At 38.4% G+C, this 15553-nt stretch carries 12 protein-coding genes and 1 riboswitch; of the genes, 5 read left to right on the forward strand and 7 right to left on the reverse strand.

Features of this window, described 5'->3' with window-relative positions; genetic code table 11:
* The 5 genes from BLT30_RS15480 to BLT30_RS15500 all read left to right on the forward strand — a co-directional run bounded on the left by BLT30_RS15480 (nucleotide 1) and on the right by BLT30_RS15500 (nucleotide 7416).
* The gene (locus BLT30_RS15480) at nucleotides 1-336 is read left to right on the forward strand and encodes a nuclear transport factor 2 family protein (protein WP_089874479.1); all 336 of its coding nucleotides are present in this window, start codon (nucleotides 1-3) and stop codon (nucleotides 334-336) included.
* Between the two features lie 137 nt (nucleotides 337-473).
* Nucleotides 474-664: riboswitch (cobalamin riboswitch) on the forward strand.
* Between the two features lie 110 nt (nucleotides 665-774).
* A complete protein-coding gene (locus tag BLT30_RS15485) occupies nucleotides 775-2790 on the forward strand; it encodes a TonB-dependent receptor (protein WP_089874480.1) in 2016 nt (671 codons plus the stop codon).
* Nucleotides 2787-3917, forward strand: coding sequence for a YncE family protein (locus BLT30_RS15490; RefSeq protein WP_089874481.1), 1131 nt, complete (start codon nucleotides 2787-2789; stop codon nucleotides 3915-3917). Before BLT30_RS15485 ends, BLT30_RS15490 begins: the two co-directional genes overlap by 4 nt.
* 12 nt (nucleotides 3918-3929) lie before the next feature.
* Nucleotides 3930-5108 carry a cell surface protein gene (locus BLT30_RS15495; protein WP_089874689.1) on the forward strand — a complete coding sequence of 393 codons (1179 nt, stop codon included), beginning with the start codon at nucleotides 3930-3932 and terminating at the stop codon, nucleotides 5106-5108.
* 34 nt (nucleotides 5109-5142) lie between these two features.
* Entirely contained in the window at nucleotides 5143-7416 is a 2274-nt protein-coding gene (locus BLT30_RS15500; RefSeq protein WP_089874482.1) for a DUF5074 domain-containing protein, read from the forward strand.
* 56 nt (nucleotides 7417-7472) lie between these two features.
* On the opposite strand, the gene BLT30_RS15505 is transcribed toward BLT30_RS15500, so the two are convergent.
* From BLT30_RS15505 to BLT30_RS15535, 7 genes are all read right to left on the reverse strand, one after another.
* On the reverse strand, nucleotides 7473-8456 hold the full coding sequence (locus tag BLT30_RS15505) for a lipoate--protein ligase (RefSeq protein ID WP_089874483.1): 984 nt from the start codon (nucleotides 8454-8456) through the stop codon (nucleotides 7473-7475).
* A 140-nt stretch (nucleotides 8457-8596) separates the two neighbouring features.
* Nucleotides 8597-10210 carry a UxaA family hydrolase gene (locus tag BLT30_RS15510; RefSeq protein WP_089874484.1) on the reverse strand — a complete coding sequence of 538 codons (1614 nt, stop codon included), beginning with the start codon at nucleotides 10208-10210 and terminating at the stop codon, nucleotides 8597-8599.
* A 175-nt stretch (nucleotides 10211-10385) separates the two neighbouring features.
* Nucleotides 10386-11843, reverse strand: coding sequence for a tagaturonate reductase (locus BLT30_RS15515; RefSeq protein ID WP_089874485.1), 1458 nt, complete (start codon nucleotides 11841-11843; stop codon nucleotides 10386-10388).
* Nucleotides 11844-11847: 4 nt separating this feature from the next.
* Nucleotides 11848-13374: an MFS transporter gene (locus BLT30_RS15520; protein WP_089874486.1), complete on the reverse strand. Its 1527-nt coding sequence runs from the start codon at nucleotides 13372-13374 to the stop codon at nucleotides 11848-11850.
* A gap of 29 nt (nucleotides 13375-13403) precedes the next feature.
* Nucleotides 13404-14063, reverse strand: coding sequence for a beta/alpha barrel domain-containing protein (locus BLT30_RS15525; RefSeq protein WP_089874487.1), 660 nt, complete (start codon nucleotides 14061-14063; stop codon nucleotides 13404-13406).
* Between the two features lie 4 nt (nucleotides 14064-14067).
* Nucleotides 14068-14517 carry a NanQ anomerase/TabA/YiaL family protein gene (locus BLT30_RS15530; protein ID WP_089874488.1) on the reverse strand — a complete coding sequence of 150 codons (450 nt, stop codon included), beginning with the start codon at nucleotides 14515-14517 and terminating at the stop codon, nucleotides 14068-14070.
* A gap of 11 nt (nucleotides 14518-14528) precedes the next feature.
* Nucleotides 14529-15533 (reverse strand): sugar kinase, encoded by a 1005-nt coding sequence (locus tag BLT30_RS15535; protein WP_089874489.1) that lies wholly within the window; start codon nucleotides 15531-15533, stop codon nucleotides 14529-14531.
* Nucleotides 15534-15553: the final 20 nt, after the last annotated feature.

Below are 15553 nucleotides of genomic sequence, written 5' to 3' on the forward strand. Positions count from 1 at the left end.
ATGAATATAGAATCGTTTATCAAAGATTGGATTGCCGCCAGCAACAGTTACGACACCGGAAAATATCTGAAATTTTACAACGAAAATGCAGTTTTAGACGACCCGTCAGTTGGAAGAAAATTTATCGGTCATAGCGGAATCAAAGAATATTTTGAAAGTTATTTTATTGGTTATCAAACTCAGACTGAACTAAGGAAATTAGAAATTAAGGACAATTCGGCATTTCTAGAAGTAGAATTTACAGGAGATTTCCCGGAAGGTAAAATTGGCGGAAGTTTTAACTTTATTTTTAAAAATGATAAGATTGAGTTTTTAAAGGCAGATTTGATTCATTAATAACATTTGGATAATTTTTATAGAAGTGATAAGTTTTCTTGTCAATTTTTCTTTGCTAATTTAGTTGTTGATAATCAATGCTTTGATTTAGATTTCCATCAAATGACCAACATTAGTTTTTTATAAACCTATTTTATATATCTTTGCGCCAATCTGGTGAGCCGTAAAAAGCGCTTAATAGGGAATCCGGTGAAAATCCGGAGCAGACCCGCTGCTGTAAGCTTCACACAAAGGTTTTTGAAAATTATATCCACTGTCCGCCTTGGCGAATGGGAAGGATTTCAAAAATGAAGTAAGTCAGAAGACCTGCCAGAATGTTTTAATATTTGACGCTTTCGTGGAATAAAGCTTAGTCAACAATGATTTTGTGCAGCACAAACTGCGCCTTATCCTTGCTTTCTTACCTCCATTGGCGTCATCATTATTCGATATGAGCTAATGGTGACACGATTTACTTCTCGGTTTTTCAAAACTGTTGTTGCAATATTTGTGACAGCCTCATCTTTCTGTTTTTCCCAATCCAAAAAAGATTCTATCGAAACGGAGATTATCAAAGTCGATGTTTACAAAAAGAATTTCAAAGAGATTTTACCGGCTCAGACACTTTCCGGAGACCAGTTGGAAAGATTGAACAGCCAATCCGTTGCCGATGCGCTGAGATATTTTTCTGGTGTTCAAATCAAAGATTATGGCGGAATTGGCGGACTCAAAACAATCAATATCCGTAGTATGGGAAGCCAGCATGTTGGCGTTTTCTATGACGGGATTCAATTGGGAAATGCTCAAAACGGATTGGTTGATTTGGGAAGATTTTCCTTGGATGACATTGAGGAAATCTCGCTTTACAATGGACAAAAATCTGAAATTTTCCAGCCGGCAAAAGATTTCGGTTCGTCAGGTTCAATTTATCTTCAGCCTAAAACGCCAAGTTTTAAACTTAATAAAAAAACAAATCTTGTTCTGAGATTGAAGAACAGTTCCATCGATTTATTTAATCCTTCCTTCAGATTAGAACAGAAGATTTCGGATAGAGTTTCGGCGAGTTTCAGTTCTGAGTTTTTGCAGAGTGATGGGATTTATAAATTCCGTTACCGTAAAAAATATCCCGATGGAGTCGTTGCTTACGATACGATTGCGAAGCGTTTTGATTCCGACATCAAAGCCAAACGTTTCGAAACCAGCTTTCACGGAACGTTGAATAATGGAAGTTGGAACGTTCGTGCTTACGGCTATCTTTCCGACCGCGGCATTCCCGCAGCGATTGTCAATAACAGGTTTGATGGGCGTGGACAAAGGTTGGTGGACGAGAATTATTTCGTTCAGGCCAATTTCAGAAAGAAGTTGTTTCCCAAATTAGAAACACAGTTCAAAGCCAAATTCGCTTACGATTTCACACATTACATTGACACGGTTTCATCCATCAAAATCCAGAATCAATACATTCAGAGAGAGATTTATTTGTCTTCGTCTAATATTTATTCAGTGACTCAGAATTGGGATGTCAGTGCGAGTTTTGACTTCCAATATAATAATCTCGACGCAGATTTGGTCAACTTTTCTTATCCGACGCGTTACACTTCTTTGCTTGCATTTGCCACAACATACCAATGGAAAAAACTGAAATTCCTTGGAAGTATACTTGGAACTTTTGTGCACGAAGATGTGGAGAAAAATGCCAAATCACCGGACAAAACCGAATGGACACCGGCGGCTTTTCTCAGTTATCAGCCTTTTGACTCCAATAATTTTACGGTCAGAGCTTTCTACAAGCGGACTTTTCGAATGCCGACTTTCAATGATTTGTATTACACGATGATTGGAAATGCTTTTCTGGAACCGGAATTTACCAATCAGTACAACCTTGGATTCACGTATCAGAAGTCTTTTCATAATCAGCTTTTTCAAAATTTCTATGCGAAGGTCGATGGTTATTTTAATAAAGTTGAAAACAAAATCATCGCGGCACCAACCGGAAATATGTTCCGCTGGATGATGCTGAATCTCGGCGAAGTGGAAATAATCGGGACAGATGTCAATGTTCAGGCTGATTTGCTCGTCGGGAACGTCAAATTGAAACCTTTGGTGAGTTACACCTTCCAAAGAGCAAGAGATTTTTCCGACAGAAATGAAACTTATTTTGGTGACCAAATCCCGTACACGCCTTGGCATTCCGGAACTTTTTCCCTGATGTCGGATTATAAGGATTGGAGTTTCAATTACAGTTTTATGTATGTCGGCGAGCGTTACGATGGTCAGCAGAACAACATCCAGTACAATTATATCCAGCCTTGGTACACACACGATTTATCAATCCAGAAGAAAATGAATTGGAAAAATCACCAGTTCAAAGCCAGTTTCGAGGTCAATAATATCTTCAATCAATACTACGACGTGGTTCTTAATTACCCAATGCCAGGCCGGAATTTCAAACTCATTTTAAGCTTTACATTATGAAGAAAATAAACTTTTTTCTGCTGATTTTACTTTGTCTGGTGTCTTGCCGAACAGATGAAATAATCGTTCGCCCGGAAGTGGAGGAAGGTCTTGCAACACCTGAAAATACTGCTATCAGAGGATTTTATCTTTTGAACGAAGGCAATATGGGAAGCAATAAGGCAACTTTGGATTTCTTCGATTATACAACTGGGACTTACCACAGGAATATCTATGCGGACATCAATCCGGATGTGGTGAAGGAACTTGGAGACGTCGGCAATGATATCAAAATCTACGGCAGCAAAATGTACGCGGTCATCAACGTTTCCAACAAAATCGAAGTTCTAGACGCAAAAACGGCCAGACGAATCAAAACCATCAATCTGGAAAATTGTAGATATGTGACGTTCAAAGACGGGAAAGTTTACGCTTCAAGTTACGCCGGACCTGTAGTTCTAAATCCAAATGCACCACTCGGAAAAGTCGCTGAAATTGATACGGTTTCGCTTTCGATAAAGAGGGAAGTGGTGGTCGGTTATCAGCCGGAAGAAATGGCGATTATTGGGAACAATCTTTACGTTGCCAATTCCGGTGGTTATCGTTTTCCGAATTATGACAGAACCGTTTCCGTAGTTGATTTGAACACATTTACAGAGACCAAAAAAATCGATGCGGCAATCAATCTGCATCACATTGCAAAGGACGATGACGGCGATTTGTATGTGAGTTCCAGAGGCGATTATTACACAGTTCCTTCCAGTTTATTTTTGGTAGATGCAGCAACGGGAACGGTGAAAAAAGACTTTCACATTGCGGTTAGCGAAATGACAATTGTGAACGGCAAGCTCTATTATTACGGCAACGAGTTCAATTACAACACGCACGCCTACACCAAATCTTTCGGAATCATCGATGTGAAAACGGAGCAAATCATTTCCAGCAAAATCATTGACCAAGAATATGTAGATGTGATAAAAACGCCTTACGGAATCGCTGTAAATCCAATCACAGAAGACATCTATATGACTGATGCCCGGAATTATGTTTCAACAGGATTCGTGTATTGTTTTGATAAAAACGGAAAATTCAAATGGAAAACCGAAGGCGGGAATATCCCAGCACATTTTGTTTTTCTTTATAAATAAATTGATATGAAAATGAAAAATTACTTTCTAAAATTCACTTTGCTTTCAATCTTTACTGTTGGAATCATTTCCTGTAAAAATGATGACGACGAAAATACGTTTAGTCTTGCTGATTCTTATTCCGTTGACCGCTTCACAGTTTTGAATATTCCGACTAATATTTCAGGAACTTTCACTTGGAAAATTAATGATTCTTTGATTTCTGAAAATTCAACTTTGGATTTCATCAGCCCTTACGCTAAAACTTATCCTTTAACACTGAAGGTTGAAAGTAATGGAACGACAACTACTTACACTTCAAAAATCATTGTCAACAAAGAATCCGTTTCTTACAGTAAGTACATTTCAAATGTTTTTGATTTCCGTCCTGCAGTTGGACAGTTTATGAATGAAATTCCGGAATATGTTGCTGAAAATACTTCGGAACAAATGATTCAGAAAGCGAAACAATCTTTAGTTGGTTCCAATTCTACAATGATTTCATTGGGCGGATTTGGCGGTTATGTCACTTTCGGATTTGACCACACGATTCCGAATATGAACGGACGGGATTTTAAAATACTTGGTAACGCTTTTTGGGGCGACTTATCAGAAGATGAACGCGCAGGCTCTTGTGAACCCGGAATTGTTTTGGTGGCTTATGACAAAAATAAAAACGGAAAACCCGATGAAGACGAATGGTACGAAATTGCAGGAAGCGAATATTTCAAAAATACGACGATAAAGAATTACACTATTAATTACTTCAAACCCAATGAAAATAAACCGCCAGTTCCCGGAATAGAATATTGGGAAAATGATGTAGAGTATATCAAATGGACAGACAATCTTGGGAATTCAGGATTTAAAACTAAAAATGTTTTCCACGTTCAAAGCTATTATCCATTATGGATTACGGATGCTTCTTATCAATTTACAGGAACCAAACTCGCTAACAATTATTATGACCAAAGCGGAACCGGAACTTATTGGGTTGGAAAATCCTATGAATTCGGATACGCAGACAACGCACCGAATAACGACGAAGCTTCCAATATTGATATTTCTTGGGCTGTTGACAAGAACGGCAATTACGTCAAACTTCCCGGAATCGATTTCGTGAAAGTTTATACTGGAATCAATCAGGAAGCTGGCTGGCTTGGTGAAGTTTCTACAGAAGTTGCTGGCGCATACGATTTACATTTAAAATAAAATTCAACAATAATATTCTTTAAATCAATTAAAAATGAAAAAGTTTTATCTTTTGACATTGCTGTTGTTCTTCACATTTTTTACCAATGCACAAGTCACAGTTCAAAGTGTTCCCAGAAATGACATCAAGGGAAACTCAATTAAAAAACAATCCAAAAAAGCCGATTTCAATTTTGATGACATCATCTATTGGGTTGGAACAGGAACCAACGAAGCGGCTTTCGTCGTTCAATGGAACGATGCCAAAAATCCGGACGCTTTGGTTTGGGGATTCAGGTGGAATGGTACTGCAACCGGCGAAGATATGCTGAAAGCGATTGCCAAAACCGACAAGCGATTCTTTACATTGCTTTACCAGGGAACGCAATTCGGAAGCGCCGTTGGTGGACTTGGTTTTGACCTGGACGGGAACGACACGAACGCACTTTTTAAGAACGGAAACACTACTTATCCGCTTTATCCTGTGGACGGTATCATCAATACGACATCGTATGATTTTGATGATTATACCGCAAAAGATGCCGATGACCATTGGGGAAGTGGCTGGTATTCTGGGTATTGGTCGTATTGGGTAAAAGACCCGGCTGATACGGAATTTGGATATTCTGGTCTGGGAGCGAGCAGCAGACAATTGGAGAATGGTTCTTGGGATGTCTGGAATTTTAACCCGAATATGGAAAGTTATGATATTTCTTCAGCTTTTACGCCGGTTTCAGCTTATTCTACGCAGGCAGATTTTACTAAAGGCTATTTTATGGTGAATGAGGAATGGTTTGGTCACACCAACGGTTCCGTGAATTTCATAGGAGAAAATGACCAAATCCATTACAGAGTTTACAGCGAAAAAAATAACAATCAGGCTTTTGGTGCGACGACTCAGTTTGGAACGATCTACGGAGACAAATTCTATTTTATCTCAAAACAAGCAGCTGACGGCGGAGACACGCAATACACGCCAGGCGGAAGATTGGTTGTTGCCAATGCTACGACGATGGAGAAAATAAAGAGTTTCGATAACATCGGTGGAGGAGACGGCCGCTCTTTCGTGGGTGTAACTGACAAATTGGGCTATATCGGTGCATCCAACGGAATCTATACTTTCGATATCGAAAATCTACAGGTTGGAACTTTGATCAGTGGAACTGGCGGTGGAAGCCAATATGCGGGACAGATCGGGAATATGATAAGAACTTCGCAATACGTTTTCGCTGTGAAGCAATCTGCAGGTGTTTTAATCATTGACCCTAAGACCAATACTTTGGTGAAGACCATTTCTGGCGCTTATCATTCTATCGTTCAGGCAAAAGATGGAAGCGTTTGGGCAATTCAAAATCAGAAATTGGTTAACATTGATCCGACAACTTTCGCAATTACCGAATATGCACTTTCTACTGCAACGCAGTATTTGGGTTCTTGGGGCGCTTGGAACGCAGGAAGTTTCACTTACAGTAATCAACAGAATGTCCTGTATTGGATGAATTCACTTAATGCGTTCACATCAGGAACAAAGGTTATCAAATTCGATGTGACAACAAAAACATTGGTTGACAATTTTATCACGATTCCCGGACAGGAAGGCACGTACAAGCAGATTCCTTACGGCGCAGCTTTGAGAGTAGATCCTGTTTCTGACAGATTGATTTTGAATACTACAGAAAGCGGTTATGGTGCGCATTATCAGAAGAATTGGATCCATACATATAGCAATACAGGAGCTTTGCTAAATACAAAAACCTTAAATGATTACTATTGGTTCCCTGCTGTGACGGTATTTCCGGATGTTACTGAGCCGGTTGTCAGCTCTACTTTCCCTTCAGAAATTAATGCAAGTAGTGCTATAAAAATTGACCTGAAAACAATTGTTACGGATGCGGATAATCTTTCAGTTTCTATTTTGAAATCAATCAGATCCAATAGCAATACCAATGCAATTTCTGCTGAAATCAACTCTGATGAAGAGTTGGTTCTAACACCACAAGGTGCAGGAACGGCAAATATTGTTGTTAGTTTTAATTCCAATGGGAAAGTGGTAGATAAAACTTTGACCATAATTTCTTCATCATTAGCTGTAAATGATAATGCTAAGAAGATCAATCTAAGCATCTATCCAAATCCAACAACAGATATTTTGAACCTCAAAACTCAGGACAAAATTGTTGAGGTTTCTGTGTTTGATTCTACAGGAAAAGTGATCAATACGAAGATAGTTGATGGAAAAATCAATGTTTCTGAACTATTGAAAGGAAATTATATCTTAAGGATTACAACCGATAAAGCAACTTATCAGGAGAAATTCATCAAGAAATAATCTTTTTAAATTTTAAATAATGAAGCCTCCAAAAACTTAATTTGGAGGCTTTGTTTTTATTTGAATAATTCCAAAATCTCTTCAACAGTCACTTTTCCGAAATAATCTGTGATATGGATTTTAGAAAAAATTTGGTTTAAATTCTCAATATCGTGTTTTTCATCGATGAGGAGATCTTCTAATTCCTCAATCGGTTTGGAAGCAAAAAAGTCGCCGAAGATTTTAGCTTTTTTAATGATTCCTTTTTCAACATCGAGATGAATTTCTATAAAACCTGCTGGGATTTTAATAGCTTTTTTGAAATTATAATTCGGGGAGAAACCAAAATTCCAATCCCAGGTCTCGTATTTTTCTTTGGCTAATTTTTCAATGCCTTGGATATCTTCGTCTGTAAGATCATAGATTTGTCCGTTATCAGAGCCTTTCAGTATTTCATCAATCAGCTTTTGTTTCAGAACTTCTATCGTTGTTCCTTTTGGTAAATAATCGATCAGGTTTGTTACTCGTGAGCGGTTGGATTTTGTTGCTTTGTCGAGGAACTTTAAAGGATTGACTTTCAGGGCATCATTCAGAACGCTCATTTCAGAATTAAACAAAATCGTTCCGTGCTGGATCATTTTTCCGCTTCTCGCCAATTTCGCATTCCCACTAAATTTCTTACCGTCAACCAAAAGGTCATTTCTGCCTTCCAGTTTGGCTGGAACATTCCAGTCTTTCAATAGCTGAAGAACCGGACTTGTAAACTGCCCGAAATCCATAAAATCATAGTCGCCCAAAAGCGTGTGGAATGAGAAATTAAGATTCCCCAAATCGTGATAAACCGTTCCTCCGCCAGACATTCTTCGTACAACTTTGATGTTGTTGTCGTTCACATAGTCCAGATTGATTTCTGCGAGTGTATTTTGAAATTTCCCAACGATAATTGAGGGCGCATTGATGTAAAGAAGGAAGATATCTTCTGTCGGGAATTTGGTCAATAGGAATTCTTCGGAAGCAATGTTGAAAAAAGCGTTGTGAGAAGGCGAATCTATAATGAGCATATTGTTCTATTTTCTAACAAAATTACTGAGTTTTTGTCTTTAATAAAATTGATTTTGCTCAGACTTTCTTCAATAAAAAAGAGCACTCTTCAAAAAGAAGAAATGCCCTTTAAAAATAAAAACCTTAAAATTCAAAAAAATTATAATGACACTCCTCGTTTCCAAGGAATAAATACATCCTGTTTCAGTTGGTCTGCTTTTGTTTCTACATTGCCGCTAGCCAGTTCAATAATATAATCTACGATTTCTTCACCCACTTCCTGGATGCTTTTCTCGCCAGTGATCACGGTTCCGGCATTCACATCAATAATATCCGACATTCTGTTGATCAAAGCTGTATTGGAAGAGATTTTCACAACAGGAGCGATTGGATTTCCCATTGGATTTCCTAAACCTGTCGTAAACAAAACGACTGTTGCACCTGCACCAACTAAACCTGTCGTACATTCGGCATCGTTTCCAGGTGTGTTCAATAGATTCAGACCTGGTTTCGAAATATATTCGCCGTAATCCAAAACATCTACAATCGGTGCAGTTCCACCTTTTTTAGAAGCTCCTGCAGATTTCATTGCGTCTGTAATTAAACCGTCTTTGATATTTCCGGGTGATGGATTCATATCAAATCCTGAACCTGCATCCACAACGGATTTCTCAAAAGCTTTCATTAATGATAAGAACTTATCCGCTTTTTCCTCATCCACGCACCGGTTCATCAATTCCTGTTCTACACCACATAATTCTGGAAATTCTGCCAAAATTGTTTTTCCGCCTAATGCTGCAAAAATATCTGAGACAATTCCTAAAGCCGGATTCGCTGATATTCCTGAAAATCCATCAGAACCACCGCATTCCAGACCAATACTCAGCTTAGAAACTGGCGCAGGTTTACGTTCGATTTTGTTGGCTCTTTTTATTGCTTCAAAAGAATCTTTGATAACCATTTGGAACATCTTGTCCGTAGTCCCGATTTTTTGTTGTTCAAAGATCAGAACTTCTTTATCGCTGTTCGGGCTCATTTCTTTCAAAGCATTTTGAAAAATATCAACCTGCAGATTCTGGCATCCTAAGCTCAAAACCGTTGCACCAGCCACATTAGGGTTGTTCACATAACCGGCAAGCAATTTCGCCAACAGTTCCGAATCTTGTCTTATTCCACCACAACCACCTTGATGATTGATAAATTTCACTTCGATATTATCCAGAAGATTTTCATTTCGGGATTGGTCTTCCACTTCTTCCACGCTCTTTTCTTCAATCAGAGAGCGCAGGAAATTCTTATATGAAACTTCTTTTTTCGGCAGCAATTCATTTTCGAAAATATCTTTTAGCTTCTCGATGTTCTTGTTTTCACAAAACACCAATGGGAAAAACAACCAGACATTTTTAGTCCCAACTTGTCCGTCAGAACGATGATAACCATTGAATGTTTTGTCTTTCCATTTATCCACATTGGGCGGAGTCCAACCCAAATCTCCTGTCTTTTTGAAAACCTCTTCACTCTCGTGCTTTACGTTTTCCGTCGTGATAACTTCGCCTTTCTGAATCGGCTGATTCGCTTTTCCAACGATGACGCCGTACATAATGATATGGTCGCCCACTGCAAAATCTTCTGCCGCGAATTTATGTTTTGCTTTCGTATCTTTTAGAACCGTGTAATCCGCACCATCAAGATGCACGATTTCTCCGGCACGCAAATCCATCAGCGCAACAATTACGTTATCATTTGGATTGACTTTTAATACTTTCTTTTGCATAATTTTCAGATTATAACTTTATTCTCAATAATAATTTGGGCAGCTTAATCCGCCTTCCGCTCCCAATCTTTTTTGCAGACGATTTCAGTTTAAATAGAACTCTTAGTCAAAGCAAAAAAGGATTTCCGCTCAAGTCGGGCTGCTGTGATTCAACGTTTAATTATTAAAACAAAAATTACTGAATGAAACTTTTATACCCTTCCTCAATTCCATTGGAATCGATTGCACGCAAAGCATTGGTTACAGCTTCTGTTAATCCAGGAACCCGAGTCAAATCTATATCCCAGAAACTCACTTCTGATAAAGCATTTTTCGCCACTTCTCCAAGGTCATTGGTTGACCAGATTTCTTTGAATCTCTCCAAAACTGGGGCATCATCATTTACAGGAAGTTGTTTTCCGTCAAACTCACCTTGATAGAATCTGATCAACGCTGCTAATGCAAAAGTCAAGTTAGTAGGTAATTCATTTTTGATCTCAACATATTTCAATAAGCTTGGCAAAACCCTCACTTTGAACTTAGAAACCGAATTCAACGCAATACTGGAAAGCAAATGCTTCAGGAACGGATTTCTGAATCTGTCAAAGACTTCATCTGAGAACGCCGTCAATTCTTCTGTTGATAAATCCAGAGTAGGAATGATTTCATTATAAACCGTATCGGAAATCCATTGTCCTGCAAATTCTGCATCAATTGCTTCTTTCACTGTTTCTTTTCCATCAAGGATAGAGAAGGCTAACATCGCCGTGTGAGCACCGTTCAGGATTCTAACTTTTCTGGTTCTGTAAGGCGTGATGTCATCCACAACCAAAACCTGGTCATCAATTTTATCAAACGGAATCAAAGCTTTCAATTTTTCATCACCTTCGATGACCCAAAGTAGGAAAGCTTCACAAACCACCATTAGATTATCATCATAATCCAATTTAGCTTCATATTCGTCTTTTTCTTCTCTTGGATAACCCGGAACAATTCTGTCCACCAAAGTGTTGTGGAAATAGTTGTTGTTCTCCACCCAAGCTGAGAATCCTTCTTCAAGATTCCATAATTGAGCATATTTTAAAATATATTGCTTCAAAGTCAAAGCATTGTTTTCAATCAATTCGCAAGGTATGATGTGAAGACCTTTTTCCGAATCGCCATTGAAATGCTTGAATCTTTCGTAAAGAAACGCAGTCACTTTCGCAGGAAAATTCTTGTGAGGACCTGAAGCCAAAGATGTTTCAGACTCGTCAAATGCAATTCCGGCTTCTGTTGTATTAGATAAAATGAATTGTAAGTCTTCGCCTTTTGCAAGTTCAAGGTATTCAGTGTAATTTTCATAAGGACTGAATGAACGCTGGATTGCGGAAATCACTCTCTTATCATCCACGATTTGTCCTTTCTTCACACCTCTTATGAAAAGCGTGTAAAGATTATCCTGCTCTTCCAGCATATCGACAAGACCACCAACAGTAGGCTGAACAACAGCTACCCCAGCGTTGAAACCAGCTTCTTTGTTCATCTTATCGATAAGGTAATCTACAAATGCGCGAAGAAAATTACCTTCTCCGAACTGTAAAAATTTGATTGGAAGTTTCTCGGTAGAACCTGAATTTTCACGGTTAAGTTTTTGTTTAGTTTGATATTCCATTTTTTTATTCTTTAATGATTTTATATTTAGGAACCAATGATTTCATAACGAACCACGCAATGAGATAAGCTACTGCGCAGATTGAGAAAATAATCATATATCCTTTGTCGATACCGTCTGAAACAACAGCACCGGAAGTTTTTAATTGTTCAAATAGATCATCAGGAAGACGCTCCTCAGCATATTGAGGGAATTTCTCCAAAAGCGGAACCCCGTTAACAGTTGTCCAGGCTTTGTGAGCATGGTCGAACAATAATCCTGAACCTTTATTGATCAGGAAAGAACCGATACCGCCAGCCATTCCACCAATTCCTGTGATTGTAGCAATTGCTTTTTTCGGGAACATATCGCCAACCGTTGAAAAGATATTAGCAGACCATGCCTGATGTGCTGCACCTGCAACCCCGATGATCAAAACCGGAAGCCAATAAGAAATACTTCCTGCTGGTTGTGCAACCAAAGCCAACAATGGAAAGAAAGCAAAAATCAACATGGCACGCATCCTTCCTGAATAAGGATTCATTCCTTTTTTGTCCACAAAATATTTTGGAAGCCAGCCTCCAACAATTGAAACCAGCGTTATCATATACAAAACGAAGAGCGGTAATGCACTTTGTGTACTGTCCATTCCGTAAACTGAACTTAGGTAAGCCGGAGTCCAGAAAAGGTAAAACCACCAAACGCCGTCTGTCATAAATTTACCAAAAATAAAAGCCCAAGTCTGTCTGTATCCAAAAGCTTGTTTCAAGCTCATTTTTTTCTGAGGTTCGTCTGCATTTTCTACAACATCGTCTTGGTCCTGTTGAATGTAAGCCAATTCGTGTTCATTAACTTTCGGGTGCTGATGAGGTTTTTTGTAAACAAAAATCCAAAGTCCCATCCAAACAAATCCAAGTGCACCAATGATGATAAATGCCATTTCCCAGCCCATCGATTTAGCGATAAATGGAATGGTTACCGGTGCTGCCAAAGCTCCAACAGTCGCTCCCGCATTGAAAATACTTGTAGAAAATGCTCTGTCTTTTTTAGGAAAATATTCTGCAGTGGTTTTGATTGCAGCAGGGAAGTTTCCAGCTTCTCCGACCGCTAAAACAAATCTTGCAAAGATGAAAAGCGTCACACTTGTGCTTGTGACAAGCGAAATATTATTAACTGTACTAATGATTTCCTTTGATTCTGCAAATCCTACAAACCAATTCCCTGTCAGGATCCCGGAAGTTGCAATTCCGCAAAATGCGTGTAAAATGGCTCCAATTGACCAAATGAAAATCGCCCAAAGAAATCCTTTCTTCGTATCCATCCAATCCACAAATTTCCCTGCGAATAACATACTGATTGCATAGAAAATCGAGAATAATGCTGTTATGTTTCCATAGTCATTATTATTCCAATGAAATTCGGGCTGGATGAAATCTTTCCAAGTCAAAGAAAGAACTTGTCTATCAAGATAGTTGATAGTCGTAGCAATGAACAGAAGTCCGCAGATGGACCATCTGAAATTACTAGGTTTTAAGGATTTGACTGAACTCATATTGGTTTTAGGAATTTAGTTTTCAATAATTATTTGGTGGATTGGATGATGTCCAATACTTTTTTCGTTTCGTTTTCGATGGTAGCGTAATCTTTGGAAGCCATTAATTCTTTGCTTACCAATTTGCTTCCCATTCCAACCGCGGAAACGCCTGCTTTAAACCAGCTTTCGATGTTTTCTTTGGTTGTGTCAACACCACCTGTTGGCATAAATTTCAGATTTGGAAATACGTCTTTTATAGCACTCATAAATCCAGTTCCTAAAGCATTTCCAGGGAATAATTTGACGAATGTTACACCTGAATTTTCAGCTTCGATGATTTCTGTCGGCGTCATACAACCCGGACTGTACAAAGCATCTTTCGGAATCAGGAATTCTGCAACTTCAGAAACAAATCCCGGACTGATAAAAAAGTCTGCACCAACATTATAATACTCTTCTGCTTGCTTTTGATTCTTAATTGTTCCGATTCCAAGAAGCATATCCGGCATTTCTGCATTTCGGATTTCTATCATTTTTATGAAATTGCTCAATGCAGCTTCGCCTCGGCTTGTGTATTCTACCGCTCGGATTCCTGCTCTGTAAAGCGATTTCAGTATTTCTAAAGTTACCGTTTCATCAGCATTATAATACAAAGGCAAAAGTCCTTGCTTGATGATGGCGTTTGTAACTAATTGAATCTTTGTCATTTTTTTAAATTTTTACTTTAAAAACTATTTTTCTGATGAAACCATTTCCAATCATTGGCGCGTGGACATCATTTGGATAAAAAATAGCAAATTGATTTTCGTTTAATTGGAAAAACATATCCGGATTATCATTGTAAAAAAGAACATCTTTTTCTGCATTGTATTCTCCGATTGGGTTTGTGCATTTTTGCCTTGATTTCCAACCAATATTTTCTATTCCCTTCAGACAGATTTGAATATCAATATTTTGATTATGACATTCGAATTTGGAAAGACTTTCTTCTTTTGTTTTGGCCATTTCATCAAAAACAATCATTCTAAGACCTTCCTCAATCTCTGTAACTCCAACCTCTAAGGAATCTAAATTTTTGTATTTTAAATACTCGAAAGCTTTTTCAAATAATGGATTGAGTAAAGAATATTGAGAAGCATTTTCTAATGTATCTATAATCATTTTTTTCTAAATTATCTTTTAATTCTTCCTCCTGAATTGCCGTTCATTACTTCCAGAATATCGTTGGCGCTGCTCAGATTTACATCACCTAAAATCGTATGTTTTATGGCGCAGGCTGCGTTGGCAAACTTCAAAGCTTTCTCATCATCGAAGTTTATTAAACCGTAAATCAAACCTGCTGCAAACGCATCGCCGGTTCCGATTCTGTCCACAACAGGATTTACTTCCAGACTTTCTGTTTCGAAATATTGTCCGTTAACCAAAGCTCTTCCCTGAGTTGCCTGATTACTTGCTGTCACACCAATTCTGGTTTTATCAAATACTTTCTTGATAGAAGGAATTTCTTTCATTAATGTCTCAGCAGCTTGGATAAAACTGTCTTTATCATACCCGAAAGATGTTCCAAGGATTTCATTGATTTCGTTTACACCACCAATGAAAATCGTAGAGTAGGAGATGAGTTCCTTAAGAACAGTGAATCCTTCTTTTCCATATTTCCAAAGATTGGAACGATAAGCTGGGTCAGCAGTAATTTCGATTCCTTTTGAGTTAGCTAACTGTAAACCTTGTTTCAGAGTTTCATAAGCACCTTCCGAAATTCCGGGAGAAATTCCTGTCCAGTGGAAATATTCTGCACCTTCCAGAGCTTTTTCCCAATCCACTTGTTCTGGTTTGATGTTAGCAAAAGAACCGTTTAATCTGTTGTACGAAATTCGACTCGCACGCATTGCAGAACCAACTTCTAGGAAATATAAACCAATCGGATGTTCTGTTCTGTTGACGAATTGTGTATCAATTCCGTAACTTTTCATTGTTGCAATGGCTGATTCTCCGATGAAACAATCGGAAACATTCGTGATGTGTCTGGTTTCGCATCCCATAATGGCTAAAGACGCACCGACGTTCATTTCTGTTCCTCCGAAGAAGAATTCCATTTCGCGGCTTTGTCTCAGCATTTTGCTGTCGGACGGAGACAATCTCATCAATACTTCGCCAAAGGTTACAACTTTGCTCATTAATTTTTATTTTTTCTAAA

Origin of the sequence: Epilithonimonas hungarica (assembly GCF_900102265.1) — a bacterium.
Classification (GTDB): domain Bacteria; phylum Bacteroidota; class Bacteroidia; order Flavobacteriales; family Weeksellaceae; genus Epilithonimonas; species Epilithonimonas hungarica.

Bases quoted from the DNA above. Each gene is read 5' to 3' on its own strand.
- BLT30_RS15500 (WP_089874482.1), top strand. From the start codon at position 5,143: ATGAAAAAGTTTTATCTTTTGACATTGCTGTTGTTCTTCACATTTTTT.
- BLT30_RS15530 (WP_089874488.1), bottom strand. From the start codon at position 14,517: ATGATTATAGATACATTAGAAAATGCTTCTCAATATTCTTTACTCAAT.
- BLT30_RS15520 (WP_089874486.1), bottom strand. From the start codon at position 13,374: ATGAGTTCAGTCAAATCCTTAAAACCTAGTAATTTCAGATGGTCCATC.
- BLT30_RS15510 (WP_089874484.1), bottom strand. From the start codon at position 10,210: ATGCAAAAGAAAGTATTAAAAGTCAATCCAAATGATAACGTAATTGTT.
- BLT30_RS15515 (WP_089874485.1), bottom strand. From the start codon at position 11,843: ATGGAATATCAAACTAAACAAAAACTTAACCGTGAAAATTCAGGTTCT.
- BLT30_RS15535 (WP_089874489.1), bottom strand. From the start codon at position 15,533: ATGAGCAAAGTTGTAACCTTTGGCGAAGTATTGATGAGATTGTCTCCG.
- BLT30_RS15525 (WP_089874487.1), bottom strand. From the start codon at position 14,063: ATGACAAAGATTCAATTAGTTACAAACGCCATCATCAAGCAAGGACTT.
- BLT30_RS15485 (WP_089874480.1), top strand. From the start codon at position 775: ATGGTGACACGATTTACTTCTCGGTTTTTCAAAACTGTTGTTGCAATA.
- BLT30_RS15480 (WP_089874479.1), top strand. From the start codon at position 1: ATGAATATAGAATCGTTTATCAAAGATTGGATTGCCGCCAGCAACAGT.
- BLT30_RS15505 (WP_089874483.1), bottom strand. From the start codon at position 8,456: ATGCTCATTATAGATTCGCCTTCTCACAACGCTTTTTTCAACATTGCT.
- BLT30_RS15495 (WP_089874689.1), top strand. From the start codon at position 3,930: ATGAAAAATTACTTTCTAAAATTCACTTTGCTTTCAATCTTTACTGTT.
- BLT30_RS15490 (WP_089874481.1), top strand. From the start codon at position 2,787: ATGAAGAAAATAAACTTTTTTCTGCTGATTTTACTTTGTCTGGTGTCT.